22 protein-coding genes are annotated in these 17,137 nt (G+C 63.5%); 13 read left to right on the top strand and 9 right to left on the bottom strand.

Annotated elements, in window-relative coordinates:
• The 3 genes from J2X36_RS25855 to J2X36_RS25865 form a co-directional block, all read right to left on the bottom strand.
• Positions 1 to 878 (bottom strand): hypothetical protein (locus tag J2X36_RS25855; RefSeq protein WP_310354974.1); only part of this gene is annotated, 878 nt, incomplete at its 3' end.
• Positions 879 to 880: 2 nt separating this feature from the next.
• Positions 881 to 1,420, bottom strand: coding sequence for a hypothetical protein (locus J2X36_RS25860; RefSeq protein ID WP_310354975.1), 540 nt, complete (start codon positions 1,418 to 1,420; stop codon positions 881 to 883).
• A 400-nt stretch (positions 1,421 to 1,820) separates the two neighbouring features.
• Positions 1,821 to 2,513, bottom strand: coding sequence for a hypothetical protein (locus J2X36_RS25865; RefSeq protein ID WP_310354976.1), 693 nt, complete (start codon positions 2,511 to 2,513; stop codon positions 1,821 to 1,823).
• Between the two features lie 160 nt (positions 2,514 to 2,673).
• Here J2X36_RS25865 and J2X36_RS25870 point away from each other — a divergent pair, with 160 nt between their 5' ends.
• The 4 genes from J2X36_RS25870 (at position 2,674) to J2X36_RS25885 (ending at position 5,684) form a co-directional block, all read left to right on the top strand.
• The gene (locus J2X36_RS25870) at positions 2,674 to 2,892 is read left to right on the top strand and encodes a hypothetical protein (protein ID WP_310354978.1); all 219 of its coding nucleotides are present in this window, start codon (positions 2,674 to 2,676) and stop codon (positions 2,890 to 2,892) included.
• Between the two features lie 182 nt (positions 2,893 to 3,074).
• Entirely contained in the window at positions 3,075 to 3,305 is a 231-nt protein-coding gene (locus J2X36_RS25875; protein ID WP_310354979.1) for a hypothetical protein, read from the top strand.
• A 34-nt stretch (positions 3,306 to 3,339) separates the two neighbouring features.
• On the top strand, positions 3,340 to 4,749 hold the full coding sequence (locus J2X36_RS25880; RefSeq protein WP_310354981.1) for a replicative DNA helicase: 1,410 nt from the start codon (positions 3,340 to 3,342) through the stop codon (positions 4,747 to 4,749).
• A complete protein-coding gene (locus J2X36_RS25885; RefSeq protein WP_310354983.1) occupies positions 4,749 to 5,684 on the top strand; it encodes a DUF1376 domain-containing protein in 936 nt (311 codons plus the stop codon). The genes J2X36_RS25880 and J2X36_RS25885 overlap by 1 nt, the downstream gene beginning before the upstream one ends.
• Positions 5,685 to 5,815: 131 nt before the next feature.
• Here the strand turns inward: J2X36_RS25885 and J2X36_RS25890 are convergent, their stop codons facing one another.
• On the bottom strand, positions 5,816 to 6,103 hold the full coding sequence (locus tag J2X36_RS25890; RefSeq protein WP_310354984.1) for a GCG_CRPN prefix-to-repeats domain-containing protein: 288 nt from the start codon (positions 6,101 to 6,103) through the stop codon (positions 5,816 to 5,818).
• 335 nt (positions 6,104 to 6,438) lie between these two features.
• Here J2X36_RS25890 and J2X36_RS25895 point away from each other — a divergent pair, with 335 nt between their 5' ends.
• Genes J2X36_RS25895 through J2X36_RS25910 form a run of 4 tightly spaced genes read left to right on the top strand, consistent with a single transcriptional unit; the run spans position 6,439 to position 7,926 of the window.
• Positions 6,439 to 6,858 (top strand): DUF5681 domain-containing protein, encoded by a 420-nt coding sequence (locus J2X36_RS25895; RefSeq protein ID WP_310354986.1) that lies wholly within the window; start codon positions 6,439 to 6,441, stop codon positions 6,856 to 6,858.
• On the top strand, positions 6,855 to 7,463 hold the full coding sequence (locus J2X36_RS25900) for a hypothetical protein (RefSeq protein ID WP_310354988.1): 609 nt from the start codon (positions 6,855 to 6,857) through the stop codon (positions 7,461 to 7,463). The genes J2X36_RS25895 and J2X36_RS25900 overlap by 4 nt, the downstream gene beginning before the upstream one ends.
• Before the next feature lie 20 nt (positions 7,464 to 7,483).
• Positions 7,484 to 7,675, top strand: a complete 192-nt coding sequence (locus J2X36_RS25905) for a hypothetical protein (protein WP_310354989.1) — start codon at positions 7,484 to 7,486, stop codon at positions 7,673 to 7,675.
• Complete coding sequence (locus tag J2X36_RS25910) at positions 7,672 to 7,926, top strand: hypothetical protein (RefSeq protein ID WP_310354991.1); 255 nt, start codon at positions 7,672 to 7,674, stop codon at positions 7,924 to 7,926. The genes J2X36_RS25905 and J2X36_RS25910 overlap by 4 nt, the downstream gene beginning before the upstream one ends.
• Before the next feature lie 1,116 nt (positions 7,927 to 9,042).
• On the opposite strand, the gene J2X36_RS25915 is transcribed toward J2X36_RS25910, so the two are convergent.
• Positions 9,043 to 9,720 carry an SDR family NAD(P)-dependent oxidoreductase gene (locus J2X36_RS25915; protein ID WP_310354992.1) on the bottom strand — a complete coding sequence of 226 codons (678 nt, stop codon included), beginning with the start codon at positions 9,718 to 9,720 and terminating at the stop codon, positions 9,043 to 9,045.
• Between the two features lie 247 nt (positions 9,721 to 9,967).
• Here J2X36_RS25915 and J2X36_RS25920 point away from each other — a divergent pair, with 247 nt between their 5' ends.
• Positions 9,968 to 10,855, top strand: a complete 888-nt coding sequence (locus J2X36_RS25920) for a cobalamin B12-binding domain-containing protein (protein ID WP_310354993.1) — start codon at positions 9,968 to 9,970, stop codon at positions 10,853 to 10,855.
• A gap of 13 nt (positions 10,856 to 10,868) precedes the next feature.
• Here the strand turns inward: J2X36_RS25920 and J2X36_RS25925 are convergent, their stop codons facing one another.
• The 3 genes from J2X36_RS25925 to J2X36_RS25935 all read right to left on the bottom strand — a co-directional run bounded on the left by J2X36_RS25925 (position 10,869) and on the right by J2X36_RS25935 (position 11,974).
• Positions 10,869 to 11,072, bottom strand: coding sequence for a hypothetical protein (locus J2X36_RS25925; protein WP_310354995.1), 204 nt, complete (start codon positions 11,070 to 11,072; stop codon positions 10,869 to 10,871).
• A gap of 408 nt (positions 11,073 to 11,480) precedes the next feature.
• Positions 11,481 to 11,720 (bottom strand): hypothetical protein, encoded by a 240-nt coding sequence (locus J2X36_RS25930; RefSeq protein ID WP_310354997.1) that lies wholly within the window; start codon positions 11,718 to 11,720, stop codon positions 11,481 to 11,483.
• A 38-nt stretch (positions 11,721 to 11,758) separates the two neighbouring features.
• Positions 11,759 to 11,974: a hypothetical protein gene (locus tag J2X36_RS25935; RefSeq protein WP_310354998.1), complete on the bottom strand. Its 216-nt coding sequence runs from the start codon at positions 11,972 to 11,974 to the stop codon at positions 11,759 to 11,761.
• Positions 11,975 to 12,235: 261 nt separating this feature from the next.
• Between J2X36_RS25935 and J2X36_RS25940 the strand changes: the two genes are divergently transcribed.
• Positions 12,236 to 13,459, top strand: coding sequence for a sensor domain-containing diguanylate cyclase (locus J2X36_RS25940; RefSeq protein ID WP_310354999.1), 1,224 nt, complete (start codon positions 12,236 to 12,238; stop codon positions 13,457 to 13,459).
• 158 nt (positions 13,460 to 13,617) lie between these two features.
• Here the strand turns inward: J2X36_RS25940 and J2X36_RS25945 are convergent, their stop codons facing one another.
• Entirely contained in the window at positions 13,618 to 14,058 is a 441-nt protein-coding gene (locus J2X36_RS25945) for a hypothetical protein (RefSeq protein WP_310355000.1), read from the bottom strand.
• A gap of 874 nt (positions 14,059 to 14,932) precedes the next feature.
• On the opposite strand from J2X36_RS25945, the gene J2X36_RS25950 reads away from it, so the two are divergent.
• From J2X36_RS25950 to J2X36_RS25960, 3 genes are all read left to right on the top strand, one after another.
• On the top strand, positions 14,933 to 15,724 hold the full coding sequence (locus tag J2X36_RS25950) for a hypothetical protein (RefSeq protein ID WP_310355001.1): 792 nt from the start codon (positions 14,933 to 14,935) through the stop codon (positions 15,722 to 15,724).
• Positions 15,725 to 16,119: 395 nt separating this feature from the next.
• Positions 16,120 to 16,272, top strand: a complete 153-nt coding sequence (locus J2X36_RS25955) for a hypothetical protein (RefSeq protein ID WP_165937974.1) — start codon at positions 16,120 to 16,122, stop codon at positions 16,270 to 16,272.
• A 67-nt stretch (positions 16,273 to 16,339) separates the two neighbouring features.
• On the top strand, positions 16,340 to 16,636 hold the full coding sequence (locus tag J2X36_RS25960; protein ID WP_310355003.1) for a hypothetical protein: 297 nt from the start codon (positions 16,340 to 16,342) through the stop codon (positions 16,634 to 16,636).
• The last annotated feature ends 501 nt before the right edge of the window (positions 16,637 to 17,137 follow it).

Below are 17,137 nucleotides of genomic sequence, written 5' to 3' on the forward strand. Positions count from 1 at the left end.
GCGGCAGTGCCGCCAACCGTGCCCGTCGCGCCGTTCTGGCCGACCGGGCTCGCGAGCAGGTTGCCCACCCCGAGCAGGCCGCCGAGGAAGTTGGCACTGGCTTGGTTCTGGCTCTGCGCGAGGGCGTTGTTGTTCGCCATGAGCGACGAACCGAGGCTCGTCTGCACGCCCGCAAGGCTCTGGCCCTGCTGCCCGAGCAAGCCGGCAGCCTGCCCGTAGATGTTGGCCTGCCCAGAGCCGAGGCCCGTGCCGAGGGCGCTGAGCGAACTGCCAAAAGCCTGCGAGGCGCCGGCCTGCCCTGTGAGGCCAGCCGCCTGACCCGCAAGCCCCGTGGCGTAGCTGTTCGCCGCGTTGCCGAGGTTGCTCGTGTACTGCTGATAGGATTGGTCAGCGAGGCCCTGGCTGTACTTCAGGAGATCGGTGGTCGTGTTGCCGCCAGCGAGGTTGCCGCGGGCTGCCGCAAGGCGCTGGATCGCGTCCAAGCCCTGCTGCTGCTGAAACTCATAGCCGGGGGCGGTGCGAAACGCAGAGGTTGCGCGGGCAGAGCCCTCCGCACCGTTCGCGCCCGTGGCATCGAGATACGCGTTGTAGGCGTTCCCACCGCCCTGGACCATCGGAGCGTAAAGGCCCTGCAACTGGCCTAGGAAGCCCTGCGTCTGCCCGTACTGGCTGCCGAGGTCGCCTCGCGCTTGGTCGTAGCCCTGCCCAAGCCGGGTCAAAGCACTGGGGTTGTTCAGGTCGGTAAGCGCGTTGACGGCGTTCGTGTAGCCGCCGTTGATCGCGTTGTTGGCCTGCCCAGAGGTTGCCGCCAGCACGGCTTGGTTCTTCTTTGCGGCTCGCTCGGAGGCGGCCCCGGAAATCGCGTCGAACAACCCCATGGCTAGTGCACCTGCCTGTTGGAGGAGGCGGGAGCGGGGTCGCCCTCCCGCAGAAGGAGGAGGCGGGTCTCGTCGTGCGTGATGCCCCAGAGGGAGCAATCCTCGCCCGGCCCGTAGAAGTCACGCTGTGTGCCTTCGTGACGAAGGCCGAGGCGGCGGGCGAAGTCCTGCAACCGGCGGTCAGAGGCCCGGATGCGAACCGTGATCCGGCGCAGCCCGATCAGGTTGAACAGCCACCACGCGAGGCACTTGCGCACGTCGCGGTGGAATTGGCCGAGCATCCCGACCGGGATCAGCTCGGCGTCGCCGGCCAGTGTGAAGTTGTGAGCGATGACGCAGAGGCCGCGGACGCGATCCGGCGGCACGAAGCTGACGAACCGGAAATCCGGGCTTGCGAAGTGGCCGACCGCCTGCAGGCACCAGGACTGCACGGCGACGGGATCGCCTTCAAAGACGACAACCGTCCTGCCGTCCTCGACAGGGCTGGATGCCGCCATGCCCTGTGCGGCAAGCTCGCCCTGCGTGGGCACATACTCGATCATGCCGCCGCCCTCATTGAGGAGGGAGCCGAGGGTGGGCGCCCGTCTGGATCGGGCGAGGAAGCCGCGCGGATCGCGGCGAGGCCGGCAGCAAGCGCGCGCCGAGCAACAGCGGACCGCTTCTCGCCGGTATCGCGTGCTGCCCTGTCGAGGTCGGCCCGAACATCGCCGGCAAGGCGAAAGATGAGAACTCCGTTGAGGTCGCCGCGCACGATCCACTCTCCCGAGCGTCAAATACTCAGAAGAGTAAACCTCAGATTATCATAGAATGTAATACATGCTGAATATGCGGATCACACTCCCAGCGCTTTGCCCGCTTCAAGTATTTCCTAGTTTGCCAACAATGACAATTTGCCGCAGATAAACGCGTCTGCTGATAGGCCGGATGATCTATCAAGCGCGCTTATTTGTCCTGTGAAGGAGTGCGCTTCCGCGCCTTCAGGTCAGACAGAGGCACAAACTCGATCTCGCCTCTCGCTAGAGCTTCTTTTGCCTTTACAAGGGCAGCTTCTCTCTCGCGATCTTGGTCCTCGCGGCTCGGGCCCGAAATCAATTTTTCGCCGTTCCCGCTCCAATGATCTGAAATCCGCCCCTCAATCGTATCGTCTGGGATACTCTCCTGATGCCAAGTCGCGCCCCAGACAATGCGCTCATCCGCTAGTACGGCACCGAAATGACCCGGCGGCAACTCTCGCGGACGGGCATCGGGAGCCGGCTTCGGCCCTTCAACCTTCGGGGGTTCTTCAATGCCAGTCCACAGGAAGTAAAACTTCGCTACGTCCAGAGCAGCGCGAAGATCTTTCCGCATGTCTACCTCATTATACCCCCGGTCCCTGCCAAAACTGACTATTTGGCCGAAAACTTCTGAGATATATCGGAATAGCCGGCGCGACGCCGCATTTTTCGACAGCAGTTCCGCTCCAACTGGCTCAATGAAGTCGAGACCGAAGGACAATTCAATCCGACGCTCAATTTCTTGAGCAAGAGAGCGGCCACCCGCCTCCGCTGCACGAGTAAGGCGGTCTCGAACTTCGGGCGTCGTCCGGAAGGCAATAGCCGCGCTCTTCCCGGCGCCCTGGGCGCTTTGCCGAGCCATTATGCGAACTCCTAATGCCAACCCGCGCGTCTTGCGCTTGTGAACATTTATCGCGCGACGCTTTGACATGCAACCCGCACCGTGAGATATGTGTTGCGCTTGTGAACAAGCGTGTCGGACCGCAATGGGTGACGGCGCGCTTGAGCAGAGGAGCGCAGAGATGCGGAACCCCAACCCAACGCTGGTAGAGGACGTGCGCAGCCGCGTCGCTGCTGGAATGAATGTGAGACTTGGCCCGCTGGCGAAGTTCGCCGGCTTATCCCCGACCGCACTACGGCTCGCGGTCGAGCGTGGAGACATCAAGGTAATCCGGCTCGGCCGGAATATCCTAATCCCACATCATGAGGCTGCCCGCCTCCTCGGCATGGAGGCGGCCTGACATGAAGAAACCCGCATCGCGGGGCGACACGGGTCTCTCAAATGCGTTCCTGGCAGTTCGCACCGAGAGATATGCCTCAGAGCCCCAGCACCTTCAAGCCCATAGATTAGCTCGCCGGTTTGGTTTCAGCCCCGCTCTCGCGAACGTGGTTGCTGAACTGGCCTACGCAGGGGATGCTCGTCATGGCTGAGCCCCGCACCATCGCCATCGTTCGCAAGAACAACATGGAAGAGGTCCGCGTCAGCGTCACCGTCCAGCAGGGCTACGCTCTGGTGGACATGCGCATCTTCGCGGCCTCAGCGAGGTCTCAGGGCGAACCTTGCCCGACGCCCCGCGGCATCTGCCTCACGCGTGCGAAGCTCCCCGAGCTGATCAGGGCGCTTCAGGCGGCTGAGAGGGAGGCGTCTCGCTGATGCCCCACCTTCTCCATCACCGGAGGCACTGCCCATGACGGTGCATCCGCGTCCGGACGAGTTCGTCCCACCCAATGCGGTCGAAGCCGAGCAAGCCCTGCTCGGCGCGATCCTGCACAACAACGACGCCTTGGATCGCGCTCGCGATCACGTGCGCCCCGAGGATTTCTTCGAGGATATGCACCGGCACATCTACCAAGTGATGTGCCAGCGTCGGGATGCTGGCGAGGCCATCGACCTCGGTCTGATGAAGGCCGTGCTCGGCAACGCCGACCTCGGAGGCCTCTCGGTGGGCGGGTATCTCGCCCGCCTTCTCTCCGGCGCCGTCACCATCAGCGGCGCGCCGGACTATGCGAGACTGATCGCGCAGGCTGCGCAGATGCGGCGGGTGCTCGACACCGCGCAGTCTGCGGTGGCGCTGATGACCGCTGGCTCGGTCCACAGCCCGAGCGAGTTCGCGGCCCAGATGATCGAGGCTCTGGATGAGGTCGCGGCTGCCGGCCTCAGCGAGAGCGCTCGGCGCGTGACGCTAGGGCAGGGGGTTGCGAGCGTCCTCGCCCGTGTCGATCAGACCCGCCTTGGGAAGGGCGCGCGCGGCGTCACCTACGGCCTTCCCCGGCTGGATGCTGCCACGCTCGGCATGCGGCCCGGTCAGCTTATCGTGCTGGCCGGTCGGCCTGGCATGGGCAAGACCTCGGTCGCCATCCACATCGGCATCGCGGCTTCCCGGGCGGTGAGCGCGGTCGGCGTCGTCTCGCTGGAGATGAACGCCGAGGAGCTTTCCGAGCGGGTTCTCTCTGCGGTCGCCTACGACCACCGCGAGGTGGAGGAGATCAGCTACCGAGCCATCGCAGAGGCGAGGGGGCTTTCCGAGGAGGCCATGGCACGCCTGCGGGCGGCCGAGCAGGTCTGCTCGGGCATCCCCCTCTGGATCGAGCAGCAGCCCGGCCTGACCCTCGCCCAGATCGCCGCCCGTGCCCGCCAGATGAAGCTGCGAGCCGAGCGGCAGGGCATCCCCTTCGCCGCGCTCATCATCGACCACATCGGCCTGATCCGCCCGTCTCGCCGCTACGCCGGCAACCGGGTACAGGAGATGACCGAGATCTCGGGTGCTCTGAAGGGGCTGGCGAAGGAGCTCGGCATCCCCGTCCTCGCCCTGTCGCAGCTCAACCGAGGTGTCGAGCAGCGTCCGGATAAGCGGCCGATCCTCTCGGATCTCCGCGAGAGCGGGTCCATCGAGCAGGATGCCGACGTGGTCCTCGGGCTGTTCCGGGAGGCCTACTACCTCGAACACAAGGTCGACCGCAGCGACGTCGAGACGGACCGCCTCGCTCGCTGCCGCAACATCCTTGAGATCGAGATCCTGAAGCAGCGCTCCGGGCCGACCCTCCGCCTCGACTGCTTCTGCAACATCGCCTGCAACATTCTCGCGGAGTTGGCCTGATGAGCACATTCCCGAGCCTGCCGCTCTTCACCGACGCGTACATCGCCGACACGACCTACCTCACCAACGAGGAGCATGGGGCGTACCTGCGGCTGCTCATGTTCGCGTGGCGCTCGCCCGAGTGCCGGCTGCCGGACGATGATGCCCGGCTGGCTCGGATGCTCGGCCTGACGCCGAAGCGGTGGGCCGCTCTCAAGCCCACCGTCATGGCGTTCTGGACACTCGAAAACGGCTTCTGGACGCAGAAACGGCTCGCTCGCGAGCACGCATTCGTCTCGGAAAAAGTCGAGAAGAAACGCGCCGCCGGATGCAAGGGCGGGCGGCCTAAGTCGTTGGAAAATAACGATACGGGCAAAGCATCAGGTTCTGAAAACGGAAAGCAAAACAAAAGCGAACCGAAAGCACCTACACCTACACCTATAAATACCCCTGTAGTCCCCAAGGGGACGGAGCCGGATCGCTTCGAGGAATTCTGGTCAGCCTACCCGAAGAGGCGAGGGGACAATCCTCGGAAGTCGGCAGCCAAAGCCTACTCGGCAGCGATCCGACGAGGAGCGACCCACACGGCAATCATGGCCGGGGTGACGGGCTATGCGGCCGAACTCCGCGAGGCCGGCAAGCTGGAAACCGAATTCGTCGCCCAAGCCGCCACATGGCTCAACCAGGAGCGCTACGAGCGCTTTGCCACGAAGCCTGAGCCTCCGCCTCGCGACGATCCTCAGCGCCCTGACGCCTACCTGACCGGCCTCTCGGACGAGGCTTGGCGGAAGCACGTCCGCCTCTGGAAATCGACGTGCGGCCAGTGGGATCTGGCCCACAAAACCCCGGAGCCGAGTGATCCGCGAACCAAGGTGCCAGCTCACATCCTCGCCGAGCTTGGCGTGCAGGCCTCCCGTCCGCGCCCCCTCGTGAACCTTCTGACGGGAGCCGGATGATGACCCTGCAGCACTTCGGCTCGGGAGGAGATCAGAACGGCCGCCCCAACGGGGGCTGGTGTGGGACGGCCGCCCCTCTCACCCACCGCCCGAAGGCGGCGGGCTTGAGCTCTCAACTGGCCGAGTGCGGCTCAGTAGTAGAACCGACGCGGACCATAGAAGCGCGGCGGGCCGTAGAACCGACGAGGGCCATAGAACCGGCGTGGGCCATAGTAGGCGTAAGGACGGTAGATCGGGCGGCAGTAGCCGAAGCGGTTCGGAATGAACCCAGGGCCGCAGCCATAGGCGACGTTCGAGACCTGGGCGTCACCAGCGAGCGTGCTGGCAGAGGTAGCAGCAATAGGAGCAGCGTTCGCAGCCGAGGCGAGGCCGACGCCGCTGACGATGGCGGCCGCCATCGCGAGCATCTTCATCTGCATCTGAAAACGACCTTGTGTGAATGTCAGCGCTGGAGGCAGCGCTGGACCCGCAAGGTCTACGGCGCCGGCGCTGAATGCGCGATTAGCTTTGCCATAATTGTTGAGAAAACAGCAGCAACAGCTGAGAAACAATGGCAGCGTCTATTTATCTAACCAGGGAATGTTGTCGCATATTCAATGAAGGATTTCATTGCAACTCGGCCCGCGTCGAAATCGGCGTTCCTCGTCTTGGGCATGAAGTCTGTGTGTGGGATTGCAGGTGTGCCGGTGAGCCTGATTAACGACGTGGCTGTTTCCAAACTGCAATTTCAGCCAGGCGATGGGGACTGTGAACCATGAGGGGACCAGGAAAGCCATTTCAGAAGGGCCAGAGTGGCAACCCTGCTGGAAAGCCGAAGGGTGCCCGCTGCCGTGCGACGCTGGCCCTTGAACAGCTGCTGGACGGCGAGGGCGAGCAGATCACTCGCAAGGCCATCGAGCTTGCCAAGGACGGCGACGGCGCGGCCCTGCGGCTCTGCATGGACCGCCTGCTACCAGCGCGGAAGGATCGAACCGTCAGCTTTGAACTGCCGCCCATCGAGACAACGGCGGACCTGCCTCGCGCCACCAGCGCGCTCTTGCAAGCCGTAGCTGCGGGCGACCTGACGCCAGCCGAGGCATCCGACATCGGCAAGGCCGTGGACGCGCATGTGCGGGCCATTGAGGCGGCCGACCTGCACCAGCGGCTCCTCAGGATCGAGGCGAACCAGCAATGACGATTACGAACCTGTCCCGTCGCCTTGAGAAGGTTGAGGCCAAGCGCCCGCCGGGCACATCCATCTTCATCGCCTGGGGCCGCACTCTCGAAGAGGCCGAAGGCGAGATTGCCTTGCGCCAGCGCGACGGCCGGCTGCGGCAGGGCGAGGAGTTTGTTGGCCTCGTCTGGCCCGACCCAGAGCCCATGCCCGCATCACGACGCATCCGGTTCGGCCTCGGTCTCGGACAGGAACCCAGGATCAGCGACCGCGAGCTTGCCCTTCTAGTCGCTGCCTATCGCGCCGAAGTCGCCGCCCGTGAGCGCGACACTGCCATCGAGGCTGGCGAAGACGTGTCCGACCTGGACGAGACAGATTTCTACATCCGGACCATCCGCCGCGAGAGCCGGAACGTAGAGCAGGACTTACGGCTCCTCTGCATCGAGGAGAACCCCAGCCCGGAGATCCACTATCCGACCAGCAATGGGCGCGAGCCAATGAAGTGGTGCACTTGCTCGCGGTGCCAGACCGGCGAGACGCACCCGCAGGCCGCCCAAGAGCGACACGCCGCCCGGCAGGCCGCATGGCTCGCCCGCTACCTGCCTGGGGAGGGCCTGTTCGTATGAGCCGGAGCCTTGAGAGCCGCATGCGAAAGATCGAGGTGCGGCACCGGCCGCCCGCAGCGCCAATGCCCTGCACGGTCATCATCACAGAGAACGACGAGGACCAGGCGCGCCAGCTCGCGGAGCGCGAGGCCGCCGGCACCTACAAGCCCGGCTGGCCCCTGATCGCCTACCGCATTGTCGATCCGCCCGCCTACCGGAGGCCGAACGCATGACCATCGCGAACCTGTCAAAGCGCCTCGAGAAGATTGAGGCGCGGCGGCCCAAAGGGCGCATCACGAAGCTGGTCAACCTCGCCGGGCATCCAAGGGGGGTGGTGGCGGACGCTGTGACCAACTGGGGGCAGTGGGTGGCGGATGGACGGGCAAATCGCACTGGCGACACCCTCATCATCCACGCCCCGAAGCTGACGGTTGAGGAATGGATAGCTCAGACGGCCAAGGAGCGCGGGGAACCTGTCCGTTGAACTGGGATCTAGGCCCCGCATGCGTTGATGCTGCGCAACGTTTGACACGAAAAGCTGGTTGGTTTTGTCAGGCGGACGCCGCTTCAAGGATGCCCGGTGATGATCTGGCGGCGAGAGCTTTACGCGAGCCCGAATGGCGACCGCTGGTTCCTAGTGCTTGACGACGAGAAGGGTCGTCCCTTCATTGTGCACGAGCCGAACCGAGCCTCCGGCGGTTCTCCGACCGAATTCGAGGTCGGATCCTTCCTCGTTGCTGGCGGCGGAGGCCCCGAGCATCAGGAACTCCTTCGTCTGATCGGGACGCTGGCAGAGCATGAAGGCTGCCGGGAACGATCTGTGGGTCTGAAGCACTCGCACTGGGAGCCGACGGGACGCGCCTGAGAAGGCAACAGCCGCCGCTCACCGTCGAGGAGTGGACGGCGCTCTACGCGCAGCGAGAGGGGGAACTGCACTGCGCCGTTCGACGGGACCGAAGAGGTCAATCGGATCTGGCAGATGGCAGCACGGGTTGCGCTTGGTCCTACAGTGTTCAAATGACCCGCGATACCTGTGTGGCTGTCCAAAGGCCGCCTCGTGGGGCCAAGACGCCGCGGTTGTTCAATTCGTTTGCGATCCCCACAAGCGTAGTATTGCCACGTAGTCTCATCGCATTGATCAAAACCAACAACTCTGCTCTGCGTTCTTTTGCTAGGGCGATTTGCTTGGCTCGCCCTAGAGAAATCGCGGGTTCCTGGGCAGTACTTGTGTTGTTCTCAACTGCCGTTTCGGCGTCCGGAACAAGGGTCATGGTGCCTCGCTACAATGTCGAACGCCGCTACGCTACCGTTTCGCCCCCTTCATTCAAGCGGTAGGGCCTGAAGCGCCTTCCCCTGCCGGTCCCGCCATGCGCCTATGGAGGCATCCCACCAGCGACAGTCGCCGAGACGTGGCACGCGCTGCCCATGTGGTCGGCCGCAGCCCTCGCAGCAGCCGCTCACGGTCGAGGAATAGCCAGATAGCTACGCGCCGAGGGACGAGCGCCTGCATTGAGCCATTCCACTGCGGTCTTAGACGTTCGGCGGCCGAGCGCTCCAGAAGCCTGAAACCGCTCGTCTGGAACATCTTTGGAACGTTCCACTAGGGCAAACTCAAGCTGCTTGTTGGCGCTCCGGCCCCTGTGAACACCACCTCAGGCCCGGCGCGGGCGCCCTGCAGGTGCAAGCGCCAGACGGCGTCTGCGATCAGATCAGGGGCGAAGGGCGTGCCTTCCTGGATCCGGCCAGTGATTGTCATAGTCGCAACGGTTACGCCGTCGGCCTTGAATGCCTCCGACATCGAATAGGCGAGATTGCGTAGCGCGGCTTTCCCGGCAGAGAGGGAGAACGCGTCGGGCCACGGCCGAGGATCGATGGCGAGACCGCCTCCGGTCAGGATGATGATGCCGCGTCCGCGGGGCAGCATCAGGCTGTGCGTCGTCCGAACTGCCGCATAGGCTCCCACCACGTTCACCTGCAGATCAGTGGCAAGATCGCTCGGCGTGGGGATGCCAGGCGATCCGATACTGACCCGATAGGCGTTGTAGATCAGGACTGTGATCGGTCCGCGATCGGCCTCAATCGAGCGTAAGGCAGCATCAAGACCAGCGGCGTCTGAGGCGTCGGCTTGTCGAACCTCGATCGCCTCCTCGGCAGGTACCTTGTCGGGCGTGCGAGCTATTCCGACGGCAGAGAAGCCCCCACGGGCAAAGCGGCGAGCGAGCGCCAGACCAAGCCCCGGCCCCATCCCGACGACGACGGCCGCTTCGCTCTGGCGCATGGGATCGTCTCTCCGTCAGCTGAATTCAAGTTGCAGAGCTTCGGAATGCGGCCCTGCTCTGTCAAGCGATCAAGATATTGTATTCATTTTTTTGAGGCGCGCTTTAGGGTCCATGTCCGTGCGTCAGGTGGTCTCATCTGCAGGATTATAGGCCGGTCTTTACATCGGTCCTGAATGCAGTTCTCATACCTTGAGACGATCGACAGACCATAAAGGTCGTCGACGCCCTGGCGCCGGGAGGGGGACGGTGCAGAACCTCGCTTCATCCGAAAATCAGTGGGGCAACCATTCCCCCCATGAAACCGAGCGCGCGGCAGAGGCCCGTCAGGTCTATGCGCGAAAACGCGCCGCCGAAGCCGCTCGCGAGCGCTGCCTGGCATTGGGGCAAGTCATCCAAGCCGAAATCATCCCTCGGCTGATGCTGCTGCGCGGTACTGTGTCCACGGAGACCAGACCCACGTTCAAACCAAATGTGGAGCAGGTCGCGGCGTTCACCGATTTAGCGCTCGCGCATGATGAAGCGCCCATGGTCGAGGCTTTCTCGGCTCTGGTCGCCGAAGGCTATCTCGTCGACCGCCTGTTCCTCGATCTTCTAGCGCCCTCGGCGGCTCTTCTGGGCCGTTTGTGGGACGAGGATCTGTGCGATTTCATAGAGGTGACGACAGGGGTCGCCCGCCTTCAACTTCTCGTGTCTCGGTTCCGCGTCGGCGGCGATGCGGTCGTGCTCGATAGGAAACGTCGCCTGCTCTTGATGGGGGTCCCAGGGGAGCAGCACACGTTCGGCGTGCGGATTGTCGAGCAGTTTTTGCACAGGGCGGGCTGGGTGGTGTCGAGCAGGCTCTCCTCCAGCCCGGAAGAGATCGCCGCGTTGGTGGCATCCGAATGGTTCGGCGTCGTCGGCCTGACGCTCAGCTGCGAGACACGCCTCAATCAACTCGCGATGGCGATCCGCTCCGTGCGCGAAGCGTCGCGCAACCGATCCATCGGCGTCATGGTCGGAGGGCCGGTCTTTTTGGAGCATCCGGAATTTGTCGAGCGGGTCGGAGCGGATGCGTCTGCGGTGGACGCGGCAACGGCGGTACTTCTTGCGCAACGACTGCTCGACCTTGCGGCGGATCGTGCCAAGACGAAGTGAACGAACGCGATAGCTACCGGTCGCCCACTCCCGACAGCAGCTTTTCGATCTGGGCCATTCCATTCTCGTGCGCCTTCGCCTCGTTCGGAAGCGAGCGATCTGAGCGCTGGACGAGTTTGCCGCTTCGGCGGATCGCCCACTGATAGGAGGCGCCCTCCGCCTTCGGCGGCAGGATTTCCAGCGAGTAGGGATGGATGTTGGTCATCGTGTCAGTCATGCCTGCCCTTCTGCCACAGGTGCTCACTGCCACCAAGGCCAGCGCGATCTAAATGTACTACGTGTGACGACGCTGCCCCTACCTGTGACGAGGGCGGCTTACAGGGCCGAATACGCTTCTGGACAACACGAACTCTTAGGTCCGGTCCTCCCCCGGATTGCGACGGCAGACACCGCGAGTATGCCTCTCGATCTCTGCCAGTGCAGCGTCGAGGGAGGTGTGCGGACCCAGCCTGATCCCGGCCATTGTCGTCAGCGCATGCCCCTCCGGATGAATGGTGAACTCGTTCGGAGCGGTCTCCCTGATACTTCCCATCGAGCGGCCGAGCAGATCAGCCAACTCCCACGCTACGCCGTTAGCGTCTGGGTTCACACTCAGATCCACATCATCTCCTCAGTATTACGCAGGTTAGTGTTTGCACACAGGGGCGGTTTTCGGCTCGGCTGTGTGTTCCAGGCTGAGGAGAAGCGACCGGTGGGCGCGGGCAATCGCGAGTGTCCGCTCGATCTCCGTCAGCGCCTGTTGGGCGAGTGCCTTCTCCGTCCCGCAAAGCCCAGTGATCAAGCGGATCTGCTGCTCGCGGCGCTGCTCGGCCTCAACGACGTGCCGGTGCGCCTGTTCGAGGGGCGTCTCGCCCAACCCTGTCATCGCTCGCGCTCCTCAATCACCCATGGCCAGGGTCGCGTTCACGCCTTCTTTGCCCTGGCCGGGATCGCCCATCGTTGACGGCGCAGGGCCGCCAGCGCGTTCCGGGTCTCCCGCAGTGCCGTCTCCACCTCGGTCGCGTCACATCCGATCTGGGTGAGGCCGATAACGGCGGCACTCAGCGCCCTGCTGTGTACCTCGGCCGCTCTGATGTTGCGGTCCACCTCTTCGAGAAGGTCGTGCTGCGTCCTCGCCATGACCCCCGTCCTGCGGCTGACACCGGATGCCAGAACATTAACACAGGTATGGCGGTACAGATGCTTACTCACCGGCCTTGGGCGGCGTCAGGTTTCCGCCGGGTGTGGTCGGCGCCGTCAGGGGGAAGTGCTTGCGGAAACCTGCGGCGGTCGCGTCCAAGCGGATTATCGCAGCGTTCCTGGCGGAAGGACGAGAAACATTCCGTAAAGCGCGCCTTGGTAGATCTGCGCCGAGTACCCCAACCTAGCCAAGAGCGGGTCATGAACTCTGCGGTGCAGATCCAGGAGCAAACGCGGCTCGCAAGCCTCGATCGCTACGACATCCTCGATACACCAGCTGAAGAAGCGTTCGACCGCATCACACGTTTGACGCGGCGTTTCTTCGACGTGCCCATGTCGACGGTGACGCTCATCGATGGACACCGACAGTGGTTCAAGTCACGTCAGGGCGTTTCCGCCTGTGAAACTCCGAAGGGCCCGGCCTTCTGCAGCGTCGTCGTTCGAGAGGCTCGCCCACTCATCGTACCTGACGCAACAGCCGACGAGCGGTTCGCCGACAATGCCTTCGTGACAGGCGATCCGCACATCCGCTTCTATGCCGGTGTCCCCCTACGCACCCCCGAGGGGCACAGTATCGGAACGCTCTGCGCGATGGACACGAAGCCGCGTGCCTTCACGGCCGATCAAACGGACACCCTGACCGACCTCGCGCGCATAGTCATGAGCGAGCTTGAGCTTCGGGTTCTTGCCATGACCGATGGGCTCACCGGCGCGCTGTCGAGGCGTGCCTTTCGCGATGAACTCAGCCGCACCTTCGCGCTCGCCCTCCGGCACCGGCACGAACTCAGCTGCATCATGCTCGACGTTGATCGCTTCAAGGTCGTCAACGACGAGCACGGTCATCCTGTCGGCGACTTGGTTCTGGCGGCCGCAGCAGCGGCCTGCCGTGAAGAGCTTCGCAAGTCCGACGTGCTCGGAAGGCTCGGCGGCGAGGAGTTCGCTGTTCTGTTGCCCCACACCGGCCTAGCATCCGCGCTGAAGGTCGCCGAAAAGTTACGCTCTGCCATTGCTCGTCTGGAGATCCCCACTCCGCGCGGGTCGATCAAAGTGACAGCGAGTTTTGGCATTACGGCTCTCGATGGCTCTGTCGGAAGCCCGGATACTCTCTTGAAGCACGCGGATGCCGCGCTCTATCTGGCAAAGGACGACGGCCGCAACCGGTGCGTGGAGTGGAGGCCCGCTACGATTGCACAGCAGGGCATACGGCGCCGGGTCCTCAAAGCCGGGCAGATCTCGTTCAACGGCGGCCGCTCCGCGATCGACTGCACGGTGCGGAGCTTGTCTGAGGAAAGCGCCAGCTTGAAGATTGTCACGTCTGCTGGAATACCGGAGACATTCAAGCTTCTGATTGAGAGCGATGGCTTCTCACGGCTCTGCCGGATCGAAGCAAAAGCAGACCGGGATTTAGAGGTTGCGTTCGTTTGATCCAGCTCATTGGTCCTTTCACAGGAAGCCGCTACCCGAGTGCTCCTTGAAGCCGATCGCTCGGCGGATGTATCCAACGACCATTCGAGGGTTTCGGTGCCCTGATTGATCCATGATGCGGGCGAGATCCGCGCCCCGCTCAGCCGCAGCGCGTTCTTCTACACCTGCTTGTCCGACGACATTCGTGGATGCGACTTGCCCGCTATTCGGAGGGCCAATGTCGAAGCCTCTCGGCCGACTGGGTGTGGTTTGGGGTCCGGAAGCGGTCGGTCAAGCAGATTGGGTTCGAAGTACTCGGGCGGCTTCGTGAATGCTTCTTGGATATCGCTGATTGCCCAGTCGACCGCCTTACGAGCTTCTGGATCCGTCATCCAATCTCGGTCGCCGAAGCGCGCCTCTATGATCTTGAGCGCTGCCGCCAAGGTCGTCAGCAGCAACACTGAACTCTGACTGCCAAACAGCTCGGCGAGGAGGCCCCTGGCCTCGAAGGACCGCTCCAACCTTCGCGAAATTTCAGCATTGAGGCTCAGGTCGCTGATGGTCGCAGCTTCCTCAAGCTGAGCGCGAAGTCGCTCCGGGATCCGGAGCGTCACGTTCACCCGATCTGCCGGAGCTCGCGCCACAGCCCTGTCCTCTTTCGACCTGCAAGCCCTTTGCTAGCTGAGTTGTCCTGACAGCACAAACGACGTCATGGCGTCACGGTTGACGCCACTTAAACTTGGCGTCATAAATGACGTCAGTAGGGTCCTGCAGGCACTCAAACTGTCCAAGAGCGGCCAACGATGTCGACGCGCAAAGCCGATCTCCGTCTTCCGCTCCGCACGCCGGCTTACGTGTCGCGTGAGGTCGGTTCGGCTGAGATCTGTGTCTCGCCCGGAACGTGGGATGACTGGGTGTCGAAGGGCATCCTTCCCGAACCTGTACCAGGTCCGCCGAACAGCACGCCGCGCTGGAGGTGGTCCGATGTGGACGCGAAGCTCGCTGGGCTCCGGCAAAGCGAGGAACGCTCGCTGCCGTTTAGCCAAGGCGGGAGTGATCCCTACGTGATCGCGGCTGGGAAGCTTCAACATGCCGGGAAGAAGGGCAGGGGGCGCGACGGTAGCGTTGCCGCCTGAGGTGCAGGTCGTCCGTTCCAAGGGGAAGACCTACTACTACTGGGCGCCACATCGCGGCACGAAGCAGGCCGGGCCACGAGCTCGATTGCCCGATGATCCTCGGTCGGCCGCTTTCTGGGCCGCAATCGCCCACCTTGGCGGAACGAACCCATCTCTCCCTGTAGGTTCGATAGCGAGCATCGTTGCGGCCTACCGGGATAGCGAGGATTTCCGGGACAACACGGTGAGCACGCGTAAGAGCTACGCCGTGCACTTGAACCGCTTCGCTGATCCTGAGGCGTGGGGGCTCCTTCCGGCAAAGGGATTGACGCCTCTCGCCGTTCAGACGGCTCGGGATGCGCTGAAAGACACCCCTTACATGGCGAACCAGATGCTGGCGGTCGGCCGCACGGTCTGGAACTGGGCCATCCCGCTGGGCCTCCTAGGAGCAACCTCGGCCAATCCGTTCGAGAAGGTCAAAGACCTACGGAAGCCAGATCGTGGACATGTCCCGTGGCCGGACTGGGCACAGCAGTACGTGCTCGATCACGCCCAGGCCGACGTCGTGCGGTTCGTTCGGCTCGGGATCATGACCGGCCAGCGTGAGAGTGACCTCGTGCGCTTCGGCCCGGTCCACCGTGAGAAGAACGGCCTCTGGTGCCGACCGCAGAAGACAAGCCGGACACGCCGAGCATTCTTCATTCCGCTGAGCGTGACGGAGGCTCTGGAACTGGACCGGTGGGCGGCAACGCCAATGACTTTCACCAACTCCCGATGGCTGGCTCCGATCAGCAGGCACCGCGCTGACCTCTACCTCTATACGCCCAGGGCACAGCACTACACGCCAGACCGCATCAGAGCGCGTTGGACCCGCTGGCTTGAGACGCCTGCAGGCACCCTGCTGCGGGGCCGTTGGCGCAGCTGGCTGGGCGAGCAGGTGAAGCGGTACGGCTGGGAGATCGACCCGGAGGAGGCGAGGGGGCCTACGCTGCACGGCCTAAGAGGGACAGCTGTGGTGCTTCGAAGGCGCGCCGGCTACGAGGCCCAGGCCATATCGAACGACATCGGCATGAGCCTACCGATGGTCATGCACTACACCCGCTTCATGGATCAAATGGACGCAGCCGAAGCGAACCGGAAGCGGTTCGAAGTCCTAGACGGAGGCGCCTGAAAGTTTTTCAAGCAGGCTAGGTCGTCTTCGGAATTGCTGGGATTTTTTGGGAAAGCCTGAAAACCAAAAGCGAATAAGTTCAACAGGTTAGCAACGTAATCCGTTGTTCTACCGTTAAACTATCCCCCACCAAGGCCCCCGCGCGGCGGACGAGCCTGGAGCCCGCGTGCGACGGCCTATGCGGCCCCTGCGGCGCGGGAGGGCACGCAATAGGCTGAATGCAGGCGGCGGTCAACCGCATCGGAAACGGCCGCGCGTTGCCCTGCTCGGCCGGTGAACGGGGGCTTGCGCGCGCTGCCTGACGGGCTCAGCGACGTTTCCTGAGATGGAAGAGTGCCCATAGGACGCTCGCTCGCTATGTACGCTCCTCGAGGACGATCGAGAGGGGAGACAGGATGAACCCGGTCGCCATCGCCGTGATGCTGAGCATCGCCGCCGGCTTCCTCGGACTCGTGGGCTATGCCCTGCATGCGGGGCCACCCTGGCTGCTCGCGGTCCTCGCCCTTCTCGTCATCGCCGGCTTCCTGCGCTGGGGCCGCCTCGGCTGATGTGGTGGCGACACGCGGCATTAACGGGGCCAGGACAATATGTCGGCCTCCGTGAGTGAACGCTCCCATGCTGCGCCGATTTTCCTCGACGACCCACAAAGGATCCGCAGCCAGGCACGACGAGACGGAGGATCTGATCCTCGGGATCCGGCGGCTCGTGCGTCACAGCGGCTACGAGCGCGACAAGATCGTGAGCGCCTTGCTCAAGCAGTACCTTCCCAACATCGGAGGGACGGCCTGGGCTGGCGAGGCCTCCCTGCGCCGGGACCTCAAGGCTGCGCGCCTCGACGCGAGGACCATCGCCTATCTCACCGCGAGCGCCGGAGGTGAGTTGCAGATGGCCCACGAGCGCAGCGTCGGTTGACGTTCGATGCAGAGCCGCGGGGCGTCGGACGAACTTTCAGAGTTGACGGAGGCCGGACCAGTCCGTATATCCCTGCTCATCGGCGCCGGACGCGAGAGCGGATCGGCCGCCGGGACATCTCCTGAGCAGTTCGGACGGTGAGATCCGGCGGAAGCCGGACGCACCCTTGTTTTGTCTCAGGATATGGGTGTTCTAGCAGGTCTTCGGCGGTGCCATAAAATCTTCGGCACCGCAGCAAGAGCTGGGTTGACACGGAAACGGCGGGGTTCTAAACGGCCCCAGCGCTGAGACGGACTGCCAGACGGTGGTTGCGGTATCAGGGTTCTCCCTAGCAGGCAAGTGGATGATGGGGCTTCTGCCCATAGCCTCCTTTGCTCGGTTCGGGAAAGCTTCTCCCTCGGGGGAGCGCTCTTTGACAAGTTCATCTGAGGAAGAGAAGCGTGGACGGCGCGTGTCCTTGCGGATCTGGCTTTGTGCTGGATCGTGAGTGGATACAAGCTG

Origin of the sequence: Methylobacterium sp. BE186, assembly GCF_031457035.1 — a bacterium.
Lineage (GTDB): Bacteria > Pseudomonadota > Alphaproteobacteria > Rhizobiales > Beijerinckiaceae > Methylobacterium > Methylobacterium segetis.

Coding starts and splice junctions, on each gene's coding strand:
- J2X36_RS25905 (WP_310354989.1), top strand. CDS start 7,484: ATGCGAAAGATCGAGGTGCGGCACCGGCCGCCCGCAGCGCCAATGCCC.
- J2X36_RS25885 (WP_310354983.1), top strand. CDS start 4,749: ATGAGCACATTCCCGAGCCTGCCGCTCTTCACCGACGCGTACATCGCC.
- J2X36_RS25960 (WP_310355003.1), top strand. CDS start 16,340: ATGCTGCGCCGATTTTCCTCGACGACCCACAAAGGATCCGCAGCCAGG.
- J2X36_RS25875 (WP_310354979.1), top strand. CDS start 3,075: ATGGCTGAGCCCCGCACCATCGCCATCGTTCGCAAGAACAACATGGAA.
- J2X36_RS25930 (WP_310354997.1), bottom strand. CDS start 11,720: ATGACAGGGTTGGGCGAGACGCCCCTCGAACAGGCGCACCGGCACGTC.
- J2X36_RS25900 (WP_310354988.1), top strand. CDS start 6,855: ATGACGATTACGAACCTGTCCCGTCGCCTTGAGAAGGTTGAGGCCAAG.
- J2X36_RS25950 (WP_310355001.1), top strand. CDS start 14,933: ATGGCGAACCAGATGCTGGCGGTCGGCCGCACGGTCTGGAACTGGGCC.
- J2X36_RS25890 (WP_310354984.1), bottom strand. CDS start 6,103: ATGCAGATGAAGATGCTCGCGATGGCGGCCGCCATCGTCAGCGGCGTC.
- J2X36_RS25860 (WP_310354975.1), bottom strand. CDS start 1,420: ATGATCGAGTATGTGCCCACGCAGGGCGAGCTTGCCGCACAGGGCATG.
- J2X36_RS25880 (WP_310354981.1), top strand. CDS start 3,340: ATGACGGTGCATCCGCGTCCGGACGAGTTCGTCCCACCCAATGCGGTC.
- J2X36_RS25955 (WP_165937974.1), top strand. CDS start 16,120: ATGAACCCGGTCGCCATCGCCGTGATGCTGAGCATCGCCGCCGGCTTC.
- J2X36_RS25910 (WP_310354991.1), top strand. CDS start 7,672: ATGACCATCGCGAACCTGTCAAAGCGCCTCGAGAAGATTGAGGCGCGG.
- J2X36_RS25940 (WP_310354999.1), top strand. CDS start 12,236: ATGAACTCTGCGGTGCAGATCCAGGAGCAAACGCGGCTCGCAAGCCTC.
- J2X36_RS25895 (WP_310354986.1), top strand. CDS start 6,439: ATGAGGGGACCAGGAAAGCCATTTCAGAAGGGCCAGAGTGGCAACCCT.
- J2X36_RS25865 (WP_310354976.1), bottom strand. CDS start 2,513: ATGGCTCGGCAAAGCGCCCAGGGCGCCGGGAAGAGCGCGGCTATTGCC.
- J2X36_RS25870 (WP_310354978.1), top strand. CDS start 2,674: ATGCGGAACCCCAACCCAACGCTGGTAGAGGACGTGCGCAGCCGCGTC.
- J2X36_RS25915 (WP_310354992.1), bottom strand. CDS start 9,720: ATGCGCCAGAGCGAAGCGGCCGTCGTCGTCGGGATGGGGCCGGGGCTT.
- J2X36_RS25935 (WP_310354998.1), bottom strand. CDS start 11,974: ATGGCGAGGACGCAGCACGACCTTCTCGAAGAGGTGGACCGCAACATC.
- J2X36_RS25925 (WP_310354995.1), bottom strand. CDS start 11,072: ATGACTGACACGATGACCAACATCCATCCCTACTCGCTGGAAATCCTG.